General features: G+C 50.1%; 11 protein-coding genes and 1 riboswitch. Of the genes, 8 read left to right on the plus strand and 3 right to left on the minus strand.

The features are described 5' to 3' along the window. Positions 1–56: 56 nt before the first annotated feature. The 4 genes from LKI20_RS02930 to LKI20_RS02945 all read left to right on the plus strand — a co-directional run bounded on the left by LKI20_RS02930 (position 57) and on the right by LKI20_RS02945 (position 13,897). Positions 57–1,964, plus strand: a complete 1,908-nt coding sequence (locus LKI20_RS02930; protein ID WP_291769645.1) for a biotin carboxylase N-terminal domain-containing protein — start codon at positions 57–59, stop codon at positions 1,962–1,964. Beyond that, a complete protein-coding gene (locus LKI20_RS02935; RefSeq protein WP_291769648.1) occupies positions 1,961–3,610 on the plus strand; it encodes an acyl-CoA carboxylase subunit beta in 1,650 nt (549 codons plus the stop codon). Before LKI20_RS02930 ends, LKI20_RS02935 begins: the two co-directional genes overlap by 4 nt. Before the next feature lie 98 nt (positions 3,611–3,708). Then, on the plus strand, positions 3,709–13,083 hold the full coding sequence (locus LKI20_RS02940; RefSeq protein ID WP_291769651.1) for a type I polyketide synthase: 9,375 nt from the start codon (positions 3,709–3,711) through the stop codon (positions 13,081–13,083). A 322-nt stretch (positions 13,084–13,405) separates the two neighbouring features. Beyond that, positions 13,406–13,897: a holo-ACP synthase gene (locus LKI20_RS02945; RefSeq protein WP_291769654.1), complete on the plus strand. Its 492-nt coding sequence runs from the start codon at positions 13,406–13,408 to the stop codon at positions 13,895–13,897. Between the two features lie 31 nt (positions 13,898–13,928). Here the strand turns inward: LKI20_RS02945 and LKI20_RS02950 are convergent, their stop codons facing one another. Both LKI20_RS02950 and LKI20_RS02955 read right to left on the minus strand, forming a co-directional pair. After that, positions 13,929–14,846: an aldo/keto reductase gene (locus tag LKI20_RS02950; RefSeq protein WP_291769656.1), complete on the minus strand. Its 918-nt coding sequence runs from the start codon at positions 14,844–14,846 to the stop codon at positions 13,929–13,931. A 37-nt stretch (positions 14,847–14,883) separates the two neighbouring features. Beyond that, entirely contained in the window at positions 14,884–15,408 is a 525-nt protein-coding gene (locus LKI20_RS02955) for a PhzA/PhzB family protein (RefSeq protein WP_291769659.1), read from the minus strand. Between the two features lie 100 nt (positions 15,409–15,508). After that, a riboswitch (TPP riboswitch) is annotated at positions 15,509–15,612 on the plus strand. 272 nt (positions 15,613–15,884) lie between these two features. Here LKI20_RS02955 and thiS point away from each other — a divergent pair. From thiS to LKI20_RS02970, 3 genes are all read left to right on the plus strand, one after another. Then, a complete protein-coding gene (gene thiS / locus LKI20_RS02960; protein ID WP_291769662.1) occupies positions 15,885–16,070 on the plus strand; it encodes a sulfur carrier protein ThiS in 186 nt (61 codons plus the stop codon). A 3-nt stretch (positions 16,071–16,073) separates the two neighbouring features. Further along, complete coding sequence (gene thiF, locus LKI20_RS02965; RefSeq protein ID WP_291769665.1) at positions 16,074–16,796, plus strand: sulfur carrier protein ThiS adenylyltransferase ThiF; 723 nt, start codon at positions 16,074–16,076, stop codon at positions 16,794–16,796. A 65-nt stretch (positions 16,797–16,861) separates the two neighbouring features. Continuing rightward, positions 16,862–17,815: a thiazole synthase gene (locus LKI20_RS02970; protein ID WP_291769668.1), complete on the plus strand. Its 954-nt coding sequence runs from the start codon at positions 16,862–16,864 to the stop codon at positions 17,813–17,815. A 108-nt stretch (positions 17,816–17,923) separates the two neighbouring features. Here LKI20_RS02970 and LKI20_RS02975 read toward each other — a convergent pair whose 3' ends face one another. After that, a complete protein-coding gene (locus LKI20_RS02975) occupies positions 17,924–18,925 on the minus strand; it encodes a LysR family transcriptional regulator ArgP (RefSeq protein ID WP_291769671.1) in 1,002 nt (333 codons plus the stop codon). A 70-nt stretch (positions 18,926–18,995) separates the two neighbouring features. Here LKI20_RS02975 and LKI20_RS02980 point away from each other — a divergent pair, with 70 nt between their 5' ends. After that, entirely contained in the window at positions 18,996–19,712 is a 717-nt protein-coding gene (locus LKI20_RS02980) for a LysE/ArgO family amino acid transporter (protein WP_291769673.1), read from the plus strand. The last annotated feature ends 31 nt before the right edge of the window (positions 19,713–19,743 follow it).

A 19,743-nucleotide genomic window follows, 5' to 3' on the forward strand; every position in this document is an offset into this window, starting at 1 on the left:
TCACACGGTGGACACAAGTTGGGTTGTTACAACAAGCGGAATTCGGAAAGGATTGTATGAAGAAGCTGCTGATTGCCAATCGAGGAGAAATAGCGTTGCGCGTGGTGCGTACTGCACAGGAGATGGGTATCGCCACTGTTGCAGTCTATGCTGAGCAGGATCGCAATGCGCCATACACTCAGATGGCTGATGAAGCCTATTTGTTGCCTGGAGATACTAACATCCAGACCTACCTCAATGAGGATCTGATTGTCGAGGTTGCCAATCGTGCGGGGGCCGATGCTCTGCATCCAGGATACGGTTTTCTATCGGAATTTTCCTCATTCGCTGCCAAGGTGAAAGATGCTGGTATTGCTTGGGTTGGTCCGAGCCCACAAGTGTTGGATGATTTAGGCGATAAAATTACGGCTTGCAAGGTGGCTGAACGAGCGAAGGTACCTGTAGTTCCGGGTATAGCTGAGCCCGTCAGCGATATGCGTACCCTGTTGGATTTTGCTAATACCAGTGGATACCCAGTGATGATGAAGAAGGCCGATGGCGGTGGTGGTCGCGGTATCACTTTAATTCGTAATGATGATGAGTTGCGTGCCTTTTACATGAATCACGATGCCTTGCAGGGCGGTGATCTGGGTGACTACTTCATCGAGAAATTCGTCGATCGCGCTCGACATGTCGAAACACAATCCGGTCGAGATTCACATGGTAACTTCACTGTGTATTCGACTCGTGATTGCTCAGTGCAGCGTAGAAATCAGAAGCTGGTTGAAGAGGCACCGGCCCCATTCTTGCCGAAAGATACCATCGCACAACTCGAGGGTTTCTCACACAGACTGTTTGACACAGTGGGATACGAGGGGCTTGGTACCTGTGAGTTCCTAGTGACACCAGCAAACAAGGTCTACTTCATGGAGGTTAACCCACGACTTCAGGTTGAGCACACAGTCAGTGAAGAAGTGTGTGGACTGGATTTGGTTCGTGAACAGTTAACCATTGCCGACGGTGGAATCCTGACATCTGCTCCTGCTCCGCGCGGGCACAGTTTCGAGTTGCGTATCACCAGTGAGGATCCTGCCACTAATCTCACTCCTAGTGCGGGCACACTGGAAGGTATCCAATGGCCCACTGGTCCTGGTATCCGTGTGGATTCAGGTGTTGAAGTTGGAGATACGGTCTCGCCTAAAGATGACTCAATGATGGGTAAGGTAATTATCACCGCTCAGAATCGTCTTGCGGCAGTGGCGAGAGTTCGCCGTGCTCTCAGAGAGATGAGTATTGAAGGCGTACCTACTCCTGCGAGCCTCTTCCAAAAAATATTCACCAATCCGGAATTCACAGCAGAAGATCATAGTTTTGACGTGTCAACCAAATGGTTGGAACGTAACTACCTCAATGTTGAGCCCAAAACTACCACTACAGGGCAGCCAGCTTCAGTTAGTGGGGAAGCAGACAGCCGTAGTAAAGATACCGTAGAAACCTTCACCATTGAAGTAGACGATAAACGAGTGAAATTGGCTGTTCCGCAAACGATGTTCGCTGGTATGGGATCCGGCGCAGGAACGCTGAGAGGTGCGCGAAGGCCAACTCAGCCATTACGAGGACATGGTTTGCATGATGTTGCTAAACAAACTTCACACGTTGATTCCGGTCGTTCTGGAATCATCGTTGCCACAATGCAGGCAGTGGTTACGCGCATCAATGTCGCTGAAGGCCAAGATGTGGAAAAAGGTGATTTGCTGGTTGTACTTGAATCCATGAAGATGGAAAATTACGTATACGCACCTTGCGCTGGTGTGGTCAGTGACGTCATGATTTCTGTTGCCGATGGCGTCGATCCCGGTGAAACTCTAGTCAAATTAGACGTTGCTGCTTCGAAGAAGAATCCAACACAGGAAGCATCCGAAACGGACCATGATTCATCACCGAGCAACGACGACGCTGACAATGAGCAGGAGGCGAAAGCATGACCGATATCATCGATATGGCGAATTCGAAGCCAGCAGACCTCTCAGTTTCTATCGCTCCACAACGAAACTCAGCGGCAGACGAGACACCTGAGAACGTTAATAAGCAACCTGTACGCGAAGCCATTATTAGGGCTGCTGAGTTGGCTCGAGGTGCAGAAGAGCATGCTCGCACCAGGCAACACGCGAAAGGAAAGCATACTGCTCGTGAACGCCTAGATCTGCTATTCGATACTGATACCTTCCAAGAAATAGGCCGCTTCGCAGGAGGCGATATTGCCAAGGGGAAGGCCGGATCGGCTGTTATTACAGGTTTCGGTGAAATATATGGCCGCAAAGTGGGTGTATATGCGCAGGATTTCTCGGTTCGTGGTGGAACGCTCGGTACAGCCGAAGGCATCAAAATCTGTCATTTGATGGATATGGCTTTGGATATGAAGGTCCCTGTCGTCTCTCTTATTGATTCGGGCGGCGCTCGCATTCAAGAAGGCGTGGCTGCGCTGACACAATATGGTCGAATCTTCCGTAAAACTTGTGAGGCCAGCGGTTTCATTCCACAGATTTCCATTATTTTAGGCCCTTGTGCTGGTGGTGCCGTATATTGCCCTGCACTGACTGATCTCATTGTGATGACTAAAGAGAACTCCAATATGTTCGTCACTGGACCTGATGTAGTGAAAGCCGCTACTGGAGAGACCATTAGTATGGACGAACTTGGCGGGGGATATGTGCATAGCACTAAATCCGGTGTCGCTCATTATCTCGGTGAGGATGAGGCTGATGCGATTGACTATGCCAGAAGTGTGCTGGCATACTTGCCTTCTAGCAGTGATCAGCAGGCCCCAACATATGCATATGCGTCGGGTCATGCAGAACGAGAAGCAGCGAAACGGTTGAAGACCATTGTTCCAGAGAATGACCGTCAACCATATGATGTGTTAGACGTTATTCGTGGCATTGTAGATTATGGCGAATTCGTACAAGTCCATGAGTTGTTCGCGCAATCGGCCGTTGTAGGTTTTGCTTGCATCGCTGGAAAGCCTGTCGGCATCGTCGCTAATCAGCCCGCTGTGAGCGCAGGCATTCTTGACGTCGACGCCTCCGAAAAAGTCGCACGTTTTGTCAGACTATGCGATGCCTTCAACCTTCCTGTGGTCACTCTGGTTGATGTTCCAGGGTATAAGCCTGGAAGCGATCAGGAGCACGCAGGAATCATTCGACGCGGAGCCAAAGTAATTTATGCATACGCCAATGCTCAGGTGCCCATGGTCACCGTGATTTTGAGAAAAGCTTTTGGAGGCGCATACATCGTTATGGGTTCCAAGGCGATTGGGGCAGACATGAATTTTGCTTGGCCGACTTCGCAGATTGCTGTGCTCGGCGCAACTGGAGCAGTCAATATCATTCATCGCAAGGATATGCAAAAAGCCAAAGAAGCAGGTCAAGATGTCGATGCTCTGCGAAACAAGCTTGCTGCAGAGTATGAGGCAAGTACTGTTAATGCGAATCTCTCTCTCGAAATGGGTGAGATTGACGCGATGATTGATCCAGAACAGACCCGAGAAGTTATTGAAGAGTCTTTGACAATGCTTGCCAGTAAACGTCGGATTACACGTACCGATAAACATCACGGAAATCAGCCTTTGTGAGTAATACCATCACCACATCTTTGTCTTCACCATCCGCATTCAACACAGTAGATAACAAGAACTTCTCGCAAGAGCAACCGAATAGCAAAAGGAACATTATGAGTAGCACCTTTTTCCTGAACCGCCTGGCTTCCGAGCCACATGCCCTAGTTTTCGCTGGGCAATCCACGCCATGGACTGTGGCGATCTCGGAACTGATATCAGACCCAACGATTGAAGCGTCACTGAAAGGTCATGTCGATGCTGCTTCACGCTTGCTCTCACCGGTTGCAGCTGATCTTTTGGCAACCACAGGAAAGCCAAGTGATTTATTTGGCTTTACCCCGAATCCTGCAACCTTGGGTGCCGCTGCAGCAGCAACGGTAAGCGTGCCTGGCATTGCGCTTTCACAGCTTGGTGCCTTGCTCGATGCAGCAAACCTTGGTTACGATATCGCTACAGTCAAACCAAAGGCTGTACTTGGCCATTCACAGGGCGTCCTTGCAGCACATATGGTTCAAGAAATAACTGCAGCAGGTTCCTTCTCAAAAGCCGCTGCTGGAATTGATGAAATTCTTGCTGTAGCTACATTGATTGGCGCTGCCGGTACACGTCAGAGCAGACAGCTTGGGATTATCACACAGGGTGGAGCAACACCAATGCTCTCGGTAAAGGGTGCGAACCGTGCCCAGGTTGACCAACTTATTGCGCGCGTCAGCGACCCGAGAGGACCAATCTCTATTGCAGTGAGGAACGCGCCAAGTCATCATGTGTTGTCGGGTTATCCAGAGGATCTCGCAGCTTTCTGGGTTGAAGTTGATAAGGAACATCGTCGCCAAGCTAAGCTGCGTGAAGAGAAAATTCGCGGTGGGGCAGTATTCGCACCAGTCCTGGAATACCTTGAGGTAACACTGCCGTTCCATTCGCCATTAATGCGCGATGCAGTGGAGCAAACAGTGACATGGGCAACGTCGTGTGGTTTGGATTCGCAGCGTGCGCGTCTGTTGGCTTCCGAAGTATTACTCAACGATGTGGATTGGGTTGGGCAAATCAAGCAGTTGCTTGATGACAGCGACCCAACGCAGTTGTGGATCGTTGATATGGGCCCTGGTGTTACTTTGGGCAAGCTTGTGGGCGCATTGGTGCAGGGTAGTGGAGTAGGAATTATCGAAGCGTCATCCACTGCAGACCGTGCAAAGCTGTCCACGCTGGAAGGCGAACCATCTCGTACACAGGATTGGAAGCGCTTCACTCCTAGTGTGATTGATACTCCTGCCGGTGACAAGATTCGCACGAGGTTTAGCGAGCTTACAGGTAAAGCACCAGTACTGCTTGCAGGTATGACCCCTACCACCGTGGAACCAGAAATTGTTGCTGCCGCAGCAAACGCAGGATATTGGGCTGAGCTTGCCGGTGGCGGTCAGGTGACTGCAGAAGTTTTTGACCAGCACGTTGAGCGCCTTGAACAGGAGCTTGATGAGGGTCGCACGGTGCAGTTCAATGCCATGTTCATGGACCGTTACCTGTGGAATCTTCAATTCGGTACCCAGCGTATTGTTCCTAAGAAACGTTCCTCGGGAACGCCAATTGATGGTGTGGTGATTTCTGCAGGAATTCCTGAACTCGATGAAGCCAAGGAACTTATCGCTTCTTTGCAGGCAGATGGTTTCCCCTATGTTTCCTTTAAACCAGGTACGATCGATCAAATTCGTCAGGTTGTACGAATCGCCAAGGCAGTAGCACCTACCAAAATTCTTATCGAAGTTGAAGGTGGAGCTGCGGGAGGTCACCACTCTTGGGAATCCTTGGATGATTTGTTAGTCAGCACCTATGCCGAGATGCGTTCTTGCGAAAACCTCGTACTGGTAGTCGGTGGAGGTATAGGAACCCCTGAGCGTGCCGCTGATTATATTTCCGGTGACTGGTCACAGTGCTACGGCTTACCAAATATGCCTGTTGATGGCGTGTTGGTTGGTACCGCAGCGATGACAGCTAAAGAAGCTCACACTAGCCCACAGGTCAAGCAGATGCTGGTGGATACGCCAGGAATCAGCGACAACACTCCTGATGCTGATCCATTCGCGCCTTTGGGCGAGAAGTGGGTGCCGAGTGGACGCTCAGTGGGAGGCGTGACTTCCGGACTAAGTCATCTTCACGCAGATATTTATGAGCTCGAAAACGCTTCTGCGCAATGCGGTCGTTTGTTGGTTCGTATGATGAAGCATCCAGAGGAAATCGACACTCGACGTGATGAGGTTATTGAAGCGCTGAGCAAGACGGCGAAACCGTACTTCGGTGACTTGGAGAGCATGACCTACTTGCAGTGGGCACAGCGTTTTGCTGAGCTTGCTTATCCGTGGGCCGATGGTACATACGTAGACCGCTTCTTGCACTTACTCCATCGCATTGAAGCTCGTGTATGCGACCAAGAAAGCGGCGAATTTACTTCGCTTTTTGCTGACCGTGCTGATGTCAGTGAACCAAATCAAGCTTTGGATCGCTTGGAGAAAACCTATCCGCAGATTGCACATCTGCTGATTACACCTACTGATGTCGCTTGGTTCCCAACTCTGGTCCGCGAATATCCTAAGCCGATGCCGTTCGTGCCAGTTATTGACAATGATTTGTTGCGTTGGTGGGGACAGGATCAGCTCTGGCAGTCTGAAGATCCTCGCTATTCTGCCGATTCAGTACGAATTATTCCAGGTCCAATTTCCGTCGGTGGTATCACCACGGTTGATGAGCCTGTTGCGAGTATTCTCGGTCGATTCGAGCAAGCAGCGTTGGAACGTGTACGCGACAACAACGCATCTCGTCAGGAGCTTACTGACGCTTCAACCGCACATACCACAACTGCGTTTTCTGAGCTCTCTAGTGCTGCAACTGCGGAAGAATTTATTCGTCAGAGCCCACACATTTCGTGGGTGGGCCATTTGATGGCAAATCCAGCCTTTGGCACAGCAGATGGGGATCCTTTCTACCAGATCACTAAGATTGGTGAAGATGAGTCAGGAGAACTGTTTGACCTTGATCTGCATCTCGATACTTATTGGGACAATGACCCCGATCATGGTGTGAGCAAGCATGCAGTGCGCCACATTGTGATTCCGCTAGTGGTTGACGGCTCGCAAGCAGGGTTGTTCCCAGTAGTTGACCGTAATCGACTTCCTGAACACGTTTATGCGATGTTGGCAGCTACGGCAGGTATTGGTAACACTTCTATCACCGGTGATGTACTGACTCAGATGCCCCAAATTGATATGGTTGAGGACACTCAAACTTATCCATTTGGTAAAGCTCATGGATCATATACTTTCTCTGCGAATCTTGGTTTCGACCATGAAGCAGCCACGGGTGGCGCGCTCACTGCTGGACTAGTGCCTTCACGTATTGCACCCGACGCTCTGGTCGGACCTGCGTGGCCTGCTATCTATGCAGCACTAGGTTCGGTATATGTCGATGGTTTCCCTGTTATTGAGGGTCTGCTCAATGCAGTGCATCTCGACCACCTCATCCGCTTGAGTGTCACTGAGAATGAATTACTGCAGCATGTTGGCGAACAAATTACCTTAACCAGCTGGGCTGAGGACTATCTAGAATCAGCGTCCGGTCGTGTTGTGACGATTCATGTCACGCACAGTGCTGCTGACGGTACAGTGCTCGCTCAAGAAGTCGAACGTTTCGCTATTCGTGGACGCGCTTACAGCGACGCCTTGCCTCCTGAAGCACCTGATTACGGTGGTATTGAGGAAGAGACCTTAGGTACGCCTCGTCGTCTGCTGCGTCGCGTCAAGGTCACTGCACCTCATGACATGACAGCTTTTGCTAGAACATCTGGCGATTTCAACCCGATTCACACGTCGAAGCGTGGCGCTGGCGTATCTGGTCTGAGTGCGCCTTTGGTGCATGGAATGTGGCTCTCTGCAACAGCACAACATATCGCACAGGCTTTTGATGATTCCGGCACACATTATGAAATCGCTGGCTGGACGTACAACATGTACGGCATGGTGCAGTTGGACGATCAAGTCGAGATTTCGGTTGAACGTGTAGGCAAAGTAAATCACGGCGGTTTGGTGCTCGAAGTAACCAGCCGTATTGACGGTCAGCTGGTATCTCGAGGAACGGCAATTGCTTTGGCGCCTAGGTCTGCTTTTGTGTACCCAGGACAGGGTATTCAGAAGCAAGGCATGGTGCTGGATGAGCGTGCGAAATCTGCAGCTGCTCGTGAAACATGGGAACGCGCGGATGCGCTGACCCGTGAGAAGCTCGGGTTCTCAATACTCGCTGTTGTGCGTGATAACCCGAAGGAACTCACAGCAAATGGTGTGACGTATCGCCATCCTGAAGGACTGCTCAATCTGACGCAGTTTACTCAGGTTGCATTAGCAACAGTTGCTTTCGCTCAGACTGCCCGCCTGAGTGAAGTTGGCTCGGATATTTGGCCTGCATACTTCGCGGGGCACTCCCTTGGTGAATACAATGCGTTGAGCTCTTTCGCAGGTATTATTCCTTTGGAAACGGAGCTGGAGTTAGTATTCCACCGTGGCTCCACCATGCATCACCTTATTGAGCGTGATGAGCGTGGCCGTTCTAACTATCGTATGGGAGCTTTGCGTCCGAACCAGTTCGGTTTAGGTGATGACGGCATTAAGGATTACATCAAGAGCGTCTCCGATGCTTCAGGTGAATTCCTCGAGATTGTGAATTACAATCTTGCCGGTCAGCAATATGCTATTGCCGGTACTATTGCAGGTCTGAAATATTTGCAAGCTGATGCTGCCCATCGTGCCAAGGAGTACGGCGGAAAACCACCGTTTATGATGGTGCCAGGCATTGATGTGCCATTCCACTCAACGCTGTTGCGCAAGGGTGTGCCTGAATTCCGCGACAAGCTCGATGCGCTGCTGCCGCAATATATCGATTACAACCGTCTTGTAGGTAGGTACATTCCTAATTTGGTGGCGGTGCCATTCGCGATGACGAAGGATTTTGCACGTAGAATCCTCGAAGTAGTGCCATCCGAACGCATCCAACGTGCCCTTGATGACGATGCGGTATGGAATGAGTATGCCGCTGATGACCAGAAGCTCGGTCGTCTGTTATTGACAGAGCTGCTGTCTTGGCAGTTTGCTTCTCCTGTACGCTGGATTGAGACTCAAGCGCTGCTCTTTGCATCCAGCACACAGGGAGGTCTTGGTGTCGAAGAATATGTTGAAGTTGGTCTAGGGAATGCTCCGACTTTAGCTAATTTAGGTGCCAAAACTTTGGCTCTTCCCGAATTCTCTGGACGTCACGTAACGGTCTATAACGTTGGACGTGATGAGGGCCGTGTCTATATGACTGACTCCGATTCACTGGCACAGGACTTCGATGACGATGTTGTCGAAGATTCAGCACCTGCACAAGCTGCAGCTGCTACACAAACTGTGCAAACAGCACCAAGTGCACCTGCTGCAGCAACAAGCACATCCGCCCCAGCTCCTGCGGCTGTGCCAGTTGCAACAAGTGGTGAACGCCCTGCTGACATTCCGTTCAAAGCTTCCGATGCGATTGCAACATTGTTGGCATATTCCGCGAAAGTACGTTTGGATCAAATAGGAGAGCATGACACCACCGACACTCTGACCAACGGTGTATCGTCACGTCGTAATCAGCTGCTGATGGATATCAGTTCCGAGTTGGGAGTCGCTAGCGTTGATGGAGCTGCCGAGGCTGATATTGCAGCCTTGAATGCTCTAGTTAACAAGGTTGCTCCGAATTACAAGCCTTTCGGCCCGGTCTTAGCTGATATTGTGCGCGACCGTCTCCGTGCGCTGTTTGGCGCTGCCGGTGTGAAACTACAACAAATCGAAAAGCGAGTTACCGATACGTGGCAACTTGGTGCCGGTTGGTCATACTTCACTGTTGCTGCCTTGCTACTAGACACTCGGGAAGGTGCATCCTCTCGAGGTGGAGATTTAGCCACACTTGCATCTGATCCAGTTTCTACAGCAGCCGCAGCAAATGATCTCATCGATCAGGCGGTTCAGAAAGTAGCTCAGGCACATTCAGTGAGCGTTGGGCTGCCCAGTGCTGGTGGTGCCGCAGGCGGTGCAGTTGTGGATTCAGCAGCTCTCGATGCCTTCGCGCAACAAGTGACTGGTTCGAAGGGTGTACTGGCCTCAACTGCTCGCTTTGTTCTCAACCAACTTGGCGTTCAGGAAGCTCTTCCTGAACAGGAAGAGGATGAGAGTGCAGCCGTTGTCGAAGCTGTACAGGCTGAGCTTGGTGCCGATTGGCCTCAACAGGTTGCTCCTCGATTTGACGATCGCAAGGCGATACTGTTTGACGATCGATGGGCCACAGCAAGAGAAGATCTTGCTCGTATCTTCTACACCCGCGACAAGGCACTGATGTCATTGAGCTTCCTTGGTGCAGGCCAACAAGTGCAAGAGCAGGCTGCATGGTATGCCACCAAGTCTCGTAAGTCTGGTGACGATGAACTGGCGCAGACCTTCATGCGTATAGCGCAAGAGGCAGGTCAGTCTACCTTGCAGGATGCTACGGCATCGCGTTTTGCCAAAGACGTGGCAGTTGTTACTGGTGTTGCGCCTAATTCCATAGCAGCTCAAGTTGTGGCTGGTTTGCTTGCAGGAGGCGCCACAGTCGTGGCAACTTCGCACAGTTTCAAGCCTTCCATCGTTGAATGGGCCAAGCGCACTTATCGCGAACACGCAGTTGGTGGGGCAAAACTCTGGCTGGTTCCGGCCAATCTTTCCAGCTATCGTGACGTGGATGCCTTGGTGTCTTGGGTTGGTAATGAACAGAAGAAAACAACAGGCGCGACTACTACGATTCTTAAGCCTGCTTACGAGCCAAGTCTCTTCTTCCCGTTCGCTGCTCCTCCTGTGCACGGTACTTTGGCTGATTCAGGTGAACTGTTTGAGTCTCAGGCTAGGTTGATGCTCTGGGGTGTGGAACGTGCAATCGGAGGTTTTGCGGCTCTCGGATCAAGTATTGATGTTCAGCATAAGATGCACGTGGTGCTACCTGGTTCTCCGAATCGCGGTATTTTCGGCGGAGATGGAGCTTATGGTGAGGTCAAATCTGCCTTCGACGCCATTGTCAACCGCGCTCGTGCAGAAAAGAACTGGTCCGATCGTGTCACCTTTGCACATCCTAGAATTGGATGGGTTCGCGGCACTGGACTGATGGGTGGCAATGATCCTCTAGTGGAAGTTGTTGAACGTCACGGTCTTAAGACTTACTCGACAGAGAAAATCTCGACCGAGTTGCTCGCACTGTGCACGGTGGATGCTCGGATTAAGGCTATTAGTGCGCCTCTCGATGTTGATCTGACTGGTGGGCTTGGTGATTCGCCTATCGATATCAAGGCGCTTCGAGCAGAAGCAATGGCTGATGCTGCTAGAAATGAAACGGAGCAAGCTGCTAACAGCGCAAATGAGGGAAGTCGTGCAGACACAGGCTCTGCTGCAGCCGTGATTAAGGCCTTGCCTACTCCTCATGTACCTAGCCAGCCACATGTCAATCTTTCTGAGTGGAAGCGCGTGAGTGCCAAACCAGAGGATGAGATTGTCATTGTGTCGGTAGGTGAGCTTGGTCCTTGGGGTTCAGGACGTACACGTTTTGAAGCTGAGTTAGGTATCCACTCTGACGGCCAAGTTGAACTCACAGCTGCAGGTGTGCTCGAGCTCGCTTGGAATATGGGTCTACTCGTTTGGCAGGATAGTCCGAAGGCTGGCTGGTATGACGTCGAGGGCAATCTGGTCCCTGAAGAAGATATTGCTGAGCGATATCACGATGAAGTTGTGGCTCGTTCTGGTATTCGCCCATTCGACGAAGGTATGGGCAACGACTACAAAGATAATACTGATGAGGAAACGGCTGACGTATTCCTCGACCACGATGTTGAGTTCTCAGTACCAACAGAAGACGTTGCTAGAGAGTATGTGAAGTTGGATGATTCTCATACTTCTATCCGACCTGATGAAGAATCAGGAGAGTGGATAGTTACCCGACATCAAGGTTCAGTAGTGCGCGTACCTCGTCGTGCGACGATGAGTAGAACAGTTGGCGGACAGTTCCCGAAGGGCTTTGACCCGTTGAAGTGGGGTATCCCTGCTTCTATGGTTGGCGCAGTTGATGAGATTGCTCTGTGGAATATCGTCACAGCCGTGGATGCATATATCTCAGCTGGTTTCTCACCAGTCGAGATTTTGCAAGCCGTGCACCCCTCGATGGTGGCCAGCACACAGGGTACCGGTTTCGGTGGTATGTCCTCGATGCGTAAGCTGTATCTGGATCGCTACCTGAATAAGGAAGTACCGACCGATATCCTGCAAGAAGCGCTACCAAACGTGGTCGCTGCACACGTGATGCAGTCCTACATCGGCGGTTATGGCAGCATGATTCAGCCAGTATCGGCTTGCGCCACAGCAGCCGTCTCCCTTGAAGAGGGTGTCGATAAGATTGCTCTGGGTAAGGCTGACTTCGTAGTCACTGGTGCGATTGATGACATTGGTGTGGAATCAGTGATTGGTTTCGGCAACATGAATGCCACTGCCAATTCTGCTGAGATGTCTGCAAAAGGTATCAGTCCTCGCTTCTTCTCGAGAGCTAACGATCGTCGACGTGGCGGATTCCTTGAATCACAGGGCGGCGGCACGATTCTGGTAACACGCGGTGACATTGCATTGCGAATGGGATTGCCAGTGGCCGGTGTCGTTGGATACATCCATTCCTTTGCGGATGGTGGACACACTTCGATTCCAGCACCAGGTCTGGGCGCGCTTGCGGCCGGACTCGGCGGCAAGGATTCTAAGCTGGTTCACGACCTTGATGTCTTGGGTGTTTCTCCAGATGAAATCGGTGTGGTATCCAAGCATGACACGTCAACTAATGCCAATGATCCGAACGAATCTGAGCTGCACAACACCTTGGCCCATGCTATTGGCCGTGCAGATGGTAATCCCTTGTATGTGATTTCACAGAAGAGTTTGACTGGTCATGCCAAGGGTGGTGCTTGCATCTTCCAGATCAATGGTTTGACTCAGCTCTTCAAGTCAGGTGTAGTCCCAGCGAATGCTTCTCTAGATTGTGTTGATCCTAAACTTCGCCATGATGACCATATGGTATGGCTGACCAAGCCTTTGCCTGTTGGCACAGTCAAGGCAGGTTTGGTAACTTCACTGGGCTTCGGTCATGTCTCTGGCTTCGGTGCAATCGTTAACCCGGGTGCGTTTGAAGCTGCTGTGGCAAATACGGCTGGTAAGAAGGCTTTGGAGGAATGGCGTGAGAAGGCTAATGCTCGTTTGGCAGCAGGTCAGCGTCACTTCATCGAAGGCATGATGGGCCGCGCTGAACTGTATACGCCAATTGATAACCGTCGCTTCCATGAAGATGGTCATGGCTATGACGGTCACGAGGTTGAGAAGGCTATGCTGCTTAATCCAGCAGCTCGTCTCGGTGAGAGTGGATACTACGAGCGCTGATCTCATGAGTTCTCGTTGAAACTGTGCATTTGGGCACGCTAGACATCGATTGTTGGTCTGCTGCGCGTGTCCAAATGCACAGTTTTTGCTTTGACAAAGGGGGCGAATTCGTTTGTGTAGGGATTTTTGCGTTATCTTGACACTTTGAATAAACCGGTTGTTGTTATTCCGCCATTGTTGAGCCATGTGCAGTGATTTGCACTTTGGAATCCCTACACAATAATCGCTACGTCTGATTGGAGCTGAATAATGACTCCATGGCGTGCTGTTTAGTGCTTCTGCGCAGTATGTATATTCGGGTAAAGAGCGAGAGAATGAAGATATGGTGATTGAACATGCGGCAGTAGGGGCAGTTCTTGGCCTTGGGCACGATGTGGTGGATGTGCCTGCCTTTGTTGAGCAACTCAACATGCCAGGTTCCACTTTCAAATCGTTGTTTTCAGTGCGAGAGCGTAGGCAGAGTGAGATACGAGCTCAGCTCAAAGGCGATGGTGAGAATGTGCACCTCGCAGCACGCTGGGCAGGTAAAGAAGCAGTGATCAAGGCATGGGAAGAAGCGCTGGGGAATAGACCATCTCCATATTCAGTGGAATCTATCCCGTGGGCTCAAATTGAAATACTTGATGATTCGCGTGGACGACCACATGTGGTGCTTGCCGTAGCTGTAGAACAGTGTTTGCGTGAATCTGTAGGACGCGCCAGTAGACGCGAAGCAGATACACAACATGATGAGATTACATGGCATCTCTCGCTCAGCCATGACGGGACTGTGGCGTCCGCAGTAGCCATATGTGCTTTACCACCTGTTGAATGAGAGCAGCTGTCATCTCATATAGACACCAGCATTACGGCAGTTGCGACAATTCTTCCTCAGTGAGTAGCAATTGTGTGGCTGCGAACGAGTCTTGAATTTCATGTGGATTACGGGCACTGGGAATGGTGATAAGTGTCTCGCAGCGAGATAATTCCCAAGCGAGTACTACTCGTTGATAGGAGATGCCGCGTCGTTGGGCTACTTTTTTGAAAGCATCATAAGCGCCTGCATCAACAGGATCAAGAAATCCTCCCAGCGGTGACCAGCACACAAAAGCTAGGTTTAAGGCCTTGCAATGGTCCATGGTGTGCAGCGGATCTGGGTATGAGGGTGAGAACTGATTCTGCACGGCTACCAAAGCTTTGCCAAGAATGTGATGTGCAACGTCGATATTGTGGTTATCAACCCTAGAGATTCCAATAGTGCGAGCAACCCCCTCATCAACTAGCTGACGGAAAGCTCCCATCTGATCTTCGTAAGGCACATTGGGGTCATCGCAATGTGAGTACAGCAGTCCCAAGCTTTCAACCCCTAATCGCTGTGCTGATTCTTTTGCTTGAGCAATAATGGTCTCTGGCCGTGCGTCAGCCTGCCATCCATATGTTCCATATTGATCTACGGTGCGAGACCATCCGATTTTGCTTGCTATCAGCACATCTTGTTGTGGGCCATCCCAAGTTGTTACTGCCTCATGGACCAAGCGTTCTCCATAGTCAGATTGTTCCAATCTTGAGGCGTTGTTGTGAGATTGAGGCGAGTATCGCGGTAGGTAGTATGACCATGCCGTGTCAAGGTAACGCACCCCAGCGTCGAGTGCACTATGGATGGTAGCAACAGCTGTGGAATACGCTGGGCGACCTTCAATAGACAGAGCCATACATCCGAGGCCTAAGCGCGGGATAGTATAACCGGCAAAATCTATGGCGCTGATTGTTGTGGTTGATGTCATCGCTGCTGTTCTTCTTTCGAGTGGCGTGTAAGCGGAATTAATGAGTTTCTGGAAAGTCACCCAGATCTATGGTTGGTGTTTGCATACCTAGGGCTTTCATCTCAGTAATCGGATTCATGAATTCACGCTCGCGCAGAATCTGACCGTTACGCATTTCGAAGGAATAAATGAAATGATTCCGGTAATGCACGGGTGGATGGCTGGGGAGTATGAGGGTACCTTCGCCGTCGCACTCAGCCCACAGCTGGTTAATATCGTCAGTTTGCCATATACGGATGTTGTGCCATTGCCAGTCAGGGAAGTGCTCTGCAGACCAGATATCGTATTGTGCGATACTGTCACGGCCCTGCGCAAAGACTGGGGAGCCGCTGTCAGAAGTCCACAAGCCTGAAATACCATCTTCGCAAAAGAGCTTATGTCGTTGTAGTAGCGCTTCGCCATGACCTGAGTGAAGATAACGCTCAATAACCGTGTAGTTCTGAGCGCGCTGATGCTCAACGGTTTTGCGCTGTGGAGCGCTGCCCTCGGGGATATCGATACCAGATTCGTGTGCTGCTGTCATGCTTACATCATGCCAAGTAGCAAGACATTGCTATCTCAGTGTTGATGTCATTGAGAATCTGAACATACAAGAATGTCGATGGTTGAGGCGAATATCATAATCGTAATCGAACGGGAGCCTGAAAAGGCTGAGAGGAAGTCCTAGACTTCGACCGAGAACTTGATGCGGGTAATGCCGCCGTAAGGAAATGGTTATCTAACGTCAAATGACGTTGACTCTTTATTCCCGTCACCCGTTGTAGGTGATAAGAAGTACCCACCCTGATGAAGAAGCATGGGCAAGGTATTGTCATTCCCCTCAATGGTGTGGCGGTATTGCTGTATGGGATTCCGTTCCCGATAACTCAATGTTGCGTATGCAGTAGTGCACCAACGAATGATGGTGTCGCGAGATTCGTCCCATGGATGTTGGGGGGGTACTCGTGCGTACTGGATGCGCAACTTGTGGCAACAAGGGGGATTGTGCAGTGATTATTAATGGGGAGCAATACGCGCGAAGCGTTGCGCTTAGTGTGTCTGACTTGCTCAAAGAGCGAGGCTTACAGGCTCAACGAGTGGCAGGTTGAAGTCAACGGTGGCATCATACCGTTGCGCAAGCACGCTGAAACGATGCTGAGTGATGACGATACCGTCGAAATCGTAACTTTCGTTCAGGGAGGCTGAGTGATGATTTCTCAAGAACAATCTATATCAGCTAGCACCGAACAGATCGAGGCTCGTCGCGCAGCATTTAATCGCTGTGGTGATCCAAAAAGTTTGGTGAGTAAACAAGAGCTTCAGAACGCTCTATTTGAGCGTCACACTCAACAGGTACAACGTCAGCTAGATGCCGCCCATGTTGCTATTGCTGGTCTGGGAGGCTTAGGCTCGACCATAGCTGTAGCGTTAACACGCATAGGAGTCGGTCATTTACACCTGGTGGACTTTGATCGTGTAGATATGTCGAATCTCAATCGGCAACAGTACTTCCTCAAAGATCTTGGGCAGCTGAAAACTGAGGCACTGAGATCGAACCTTGCTCAAATTAACCCCTATGTTGAGGTTCGTATTGATTCTGTAGCAGTCAATGAGCAGAATGTAGCTTCATTATTTGCGGACGATGAGATTATCGCGGAAGCTTTTGATGTGCCCGAGAACAAAAGTATTTTAGTGAATGCGGTTCTCGAATATCTGCCTCATGCTCAACTGCTGACTGCCTCTGGAATGGCGGGGTTTGGAAGTTCAAACACCATCGAAACTAAACGTATCTCGGAGCATTTCTATTTCTGTGGCGACGGCGTGACTGCCCCTGTGCCAGGAGAGGGGCTTATGGCTCCTCGAGTTGGCGTTGTTGCATGTCACGAGGCCAATATGATTACCCGACTTATCCTTGGTCAAAATGTTGCCTGAATGATGCAGTGATCGGTATTTGAATTCTTAAGTGCAATTGAATTTGTCAATACAAAGAAAGTACGATGATGAGTGGTAGTAACCCGATAGACCCGATAGATATTGCACAACAGTCTGGTGGATCTTCGCCTGCTGAGAATGTGCAGACGCTGAGTGCTCAAGAGCTCGATGAATTAATCGGCACAGCGCACAATGTTGCTCTGTTACCAGTTCCTGGTGAACATGCCTTTGACAACTTAGCGACAGGAGGAAGCGATCCGCTAGTTCTTGGTGGGCACCAATTCACTAGTCGATTCATCCTTGGCTCTGGTCGATATGATGTATCGCTCATAAAAGCGGCCATTGAAAATGCAGGAACACAGATTGTCACCATGGCGTTGCGTAGGTGCAGAACGCCTGAGAATAATCTTCTCGATTTCATTCCTGATGGAGTTACTATGCTTCCCAACACTTCAGGGGCACGTAATGCGCAAGAGGCTGTGCGTATTGCCAGACTTGCTCGAGAAGTCTGCGGCACTGATTTTATCAAAGTCGAGATCGAGCATGAGACGAAATATTTGTTGCCAGATAATACGGAGACAATCAAGGCTACGGAACAATTGGCGAATGAAGGTTTCGTTGTTATGCCATATATGATGCCTGATCCTCTGGCTGCCAAACAGCTTGAGAATGCTGGTGCAGCTTGCGTGATGCCTTTGGGCTCATTAATCGGCTCAAATAAGGGCTTGGGGACACGTGATCTAATAGAAGTCATTATTGACAATGCTAAGGTTCCGGTAATTATTGACGCAGGGATAGGACGTCCTAGCCAAGCTGCAGAGGCTATGGAAATGGGAGCGGACGCCATAATGGCCTACACGGCGATTGCTAGTGCTCAGAACATTCCAGTAATGGCTCGTGCATTTAAACATGCCGTGCAAGCAGGTAGAGAAGCATATCTCGCTGGTTTAGGCATCGTCACTCATGGGCGTGCAGTTCCTTCGAGCCCGACAGAGGAATCTGATTATCTGGGTTCATAGTGAACTCATTACGTTGATAACTGCGATAATAGTGGAGTTTTTTTCTGAATATTGCTCGAGATATCTCTACTATTATCGCAGTTATCGTCTAACTCTGTGCATAAAAGATCAATCTTGAACTAAGGCATTACTGCTGGCACGGATGATTGCCTCTGCCACCGTGTCAAGAGCAGGAGATGAGAGTTTCCACTGTTGCCAGAATAGAGGGAGTAATAAGGGCTCTTGTGGTGACAGCTGGACCAAAGTGTTTTTCGGATATGTGGCGTAGCTTGTGGAGGGGATGAGACCCCATCCGAAGCCTAATGAGACGGCATCGTTATAGCCTATCGATGTCGGGACGAAATGCATGGGCGGATGTACTTTGGCTCGAGTGATTCTGCGAATAAAGTGATATTGCAACTGGTCATCGCGGTCGTATTGCACCAATGGAGCATTTTCCAGTGATTCCTTGCTGAGTCCATTTGGGAACCATCGGGCTGCAAATTCTGGTGTGGCGGCAGCGAAATAGGCCATGGACCCGAGTTTGGTCATGGTGCAACCTTGGACGGGTGTTTCCTCGGCCGTGATAGCAGCCATAGCTTCGCCTGAGCGCAGCATTCGTGTAGAGATATGTTCATCTTGACGTTTGATATCCAGCGCTATAGATTGCTTTGCTATCGGTGCCAGAGCAGGTAATACCCACCCCTCTAATGAGTCAGCATTAACAACGATACGAATGTTTACTGTGCTGTTGCGTTGCTCGCTGTCAATACGTTGGGCGGCCTCTTCTTGTGCCAAAGTGATTTGTCTGGCTAGACGAAGTAGAAATTGCCCCATGGCTGTTGCTTGCACAGGTTTGCTGCGTTGTATAACGATGTGGCCGACCTGCGATTCCAACGATTTGATACGCTGACTGATTGCTGATTGTGAAATGTGCAGTGTGTCAGCTGCAGCGTCAAAACTGCCCTCCTCTACGATACTTTGCAAAGCGAGTAATTGATCGAGTGGTATAGCTCTGATGTTTGCCGATAAGTCATGCGTCTGTAGCTGCGAAGCGGTATCGCTAACGTCGGTTAGCTTCTGCGAAGCGGCTGACCTGTCAATTCGAGGCGTTCCAGGATATTCTCTCATATAAGAAATTCTAATATATTATAAATATAATTACTTGGACTTACTTCATTAGTACAGCTAATCTCCAAGTATGAACTCGATTTTCCTTCCCATACTGCTCTCTGGTTTTCTCAGCCAGGCAGGTCTCATCGTGGCTGTAGGCGCGCAGAATACTTTCATCATTCGTCAGGGCATTGCTCGATCACATGTGCCACAGATTTTGGCAATTTGTATCGCTGCTGACCTGCTGATGATTACTCTGGGAACTCAAGGTATGGGACAGGTGGTGCAAAGTCATCCTTTAGTCATCAAAGGATTGACGTGGGCTGGGGCAGTAGTGCTCTTGTTATATGGCATATTCGGTTTTAGAAGAGCCTGGATCCAATTTCGAGCTATGAGAATGCAACGCCATATATCGGAAGAATGGCCAAACCAACGCTCCGACAATAGCAACAGTGCCAATCTTGGCACTACATCATCTGAAATAGCACCTCCGGCGATGGTTAAACCAGCCCAGACTTCGTTGAAAAAAAGCATATTGTCGTGTCTTGGATTCACATTCCTTAATCCAAGCGTGTACCTTGATTCGATTGTGTTGCTTGGTAGTATTGCTGCAACTTACGGGACTGATATGAGGTGGTCTTTCGCTACGGGGGCGATGCTGTGCAGTGTGGTGTGGTTCTTGTTGCTGGGTTTTGTCTCCAGTAAGATGGCGCGACTGTTCAATAATCGGATTGCTTGGATTGCGCTTGACACCACTATAGGCATTGTGATGGTATTGCTTGCAGCACACTTAGTTCTCCAATAAATCCATGCATAGCGGATGAGCACGTTTGAGT

Source organism: Bifidobacterium sp. (assembly GCF_022647885.1).
In the GTDB taxonomy this organism is placed as follows: Bacteria; Actinomycetota; Actinomycetes; order Actinomycetales; family Bifidobacteriaceae; genus Bombiscardovia.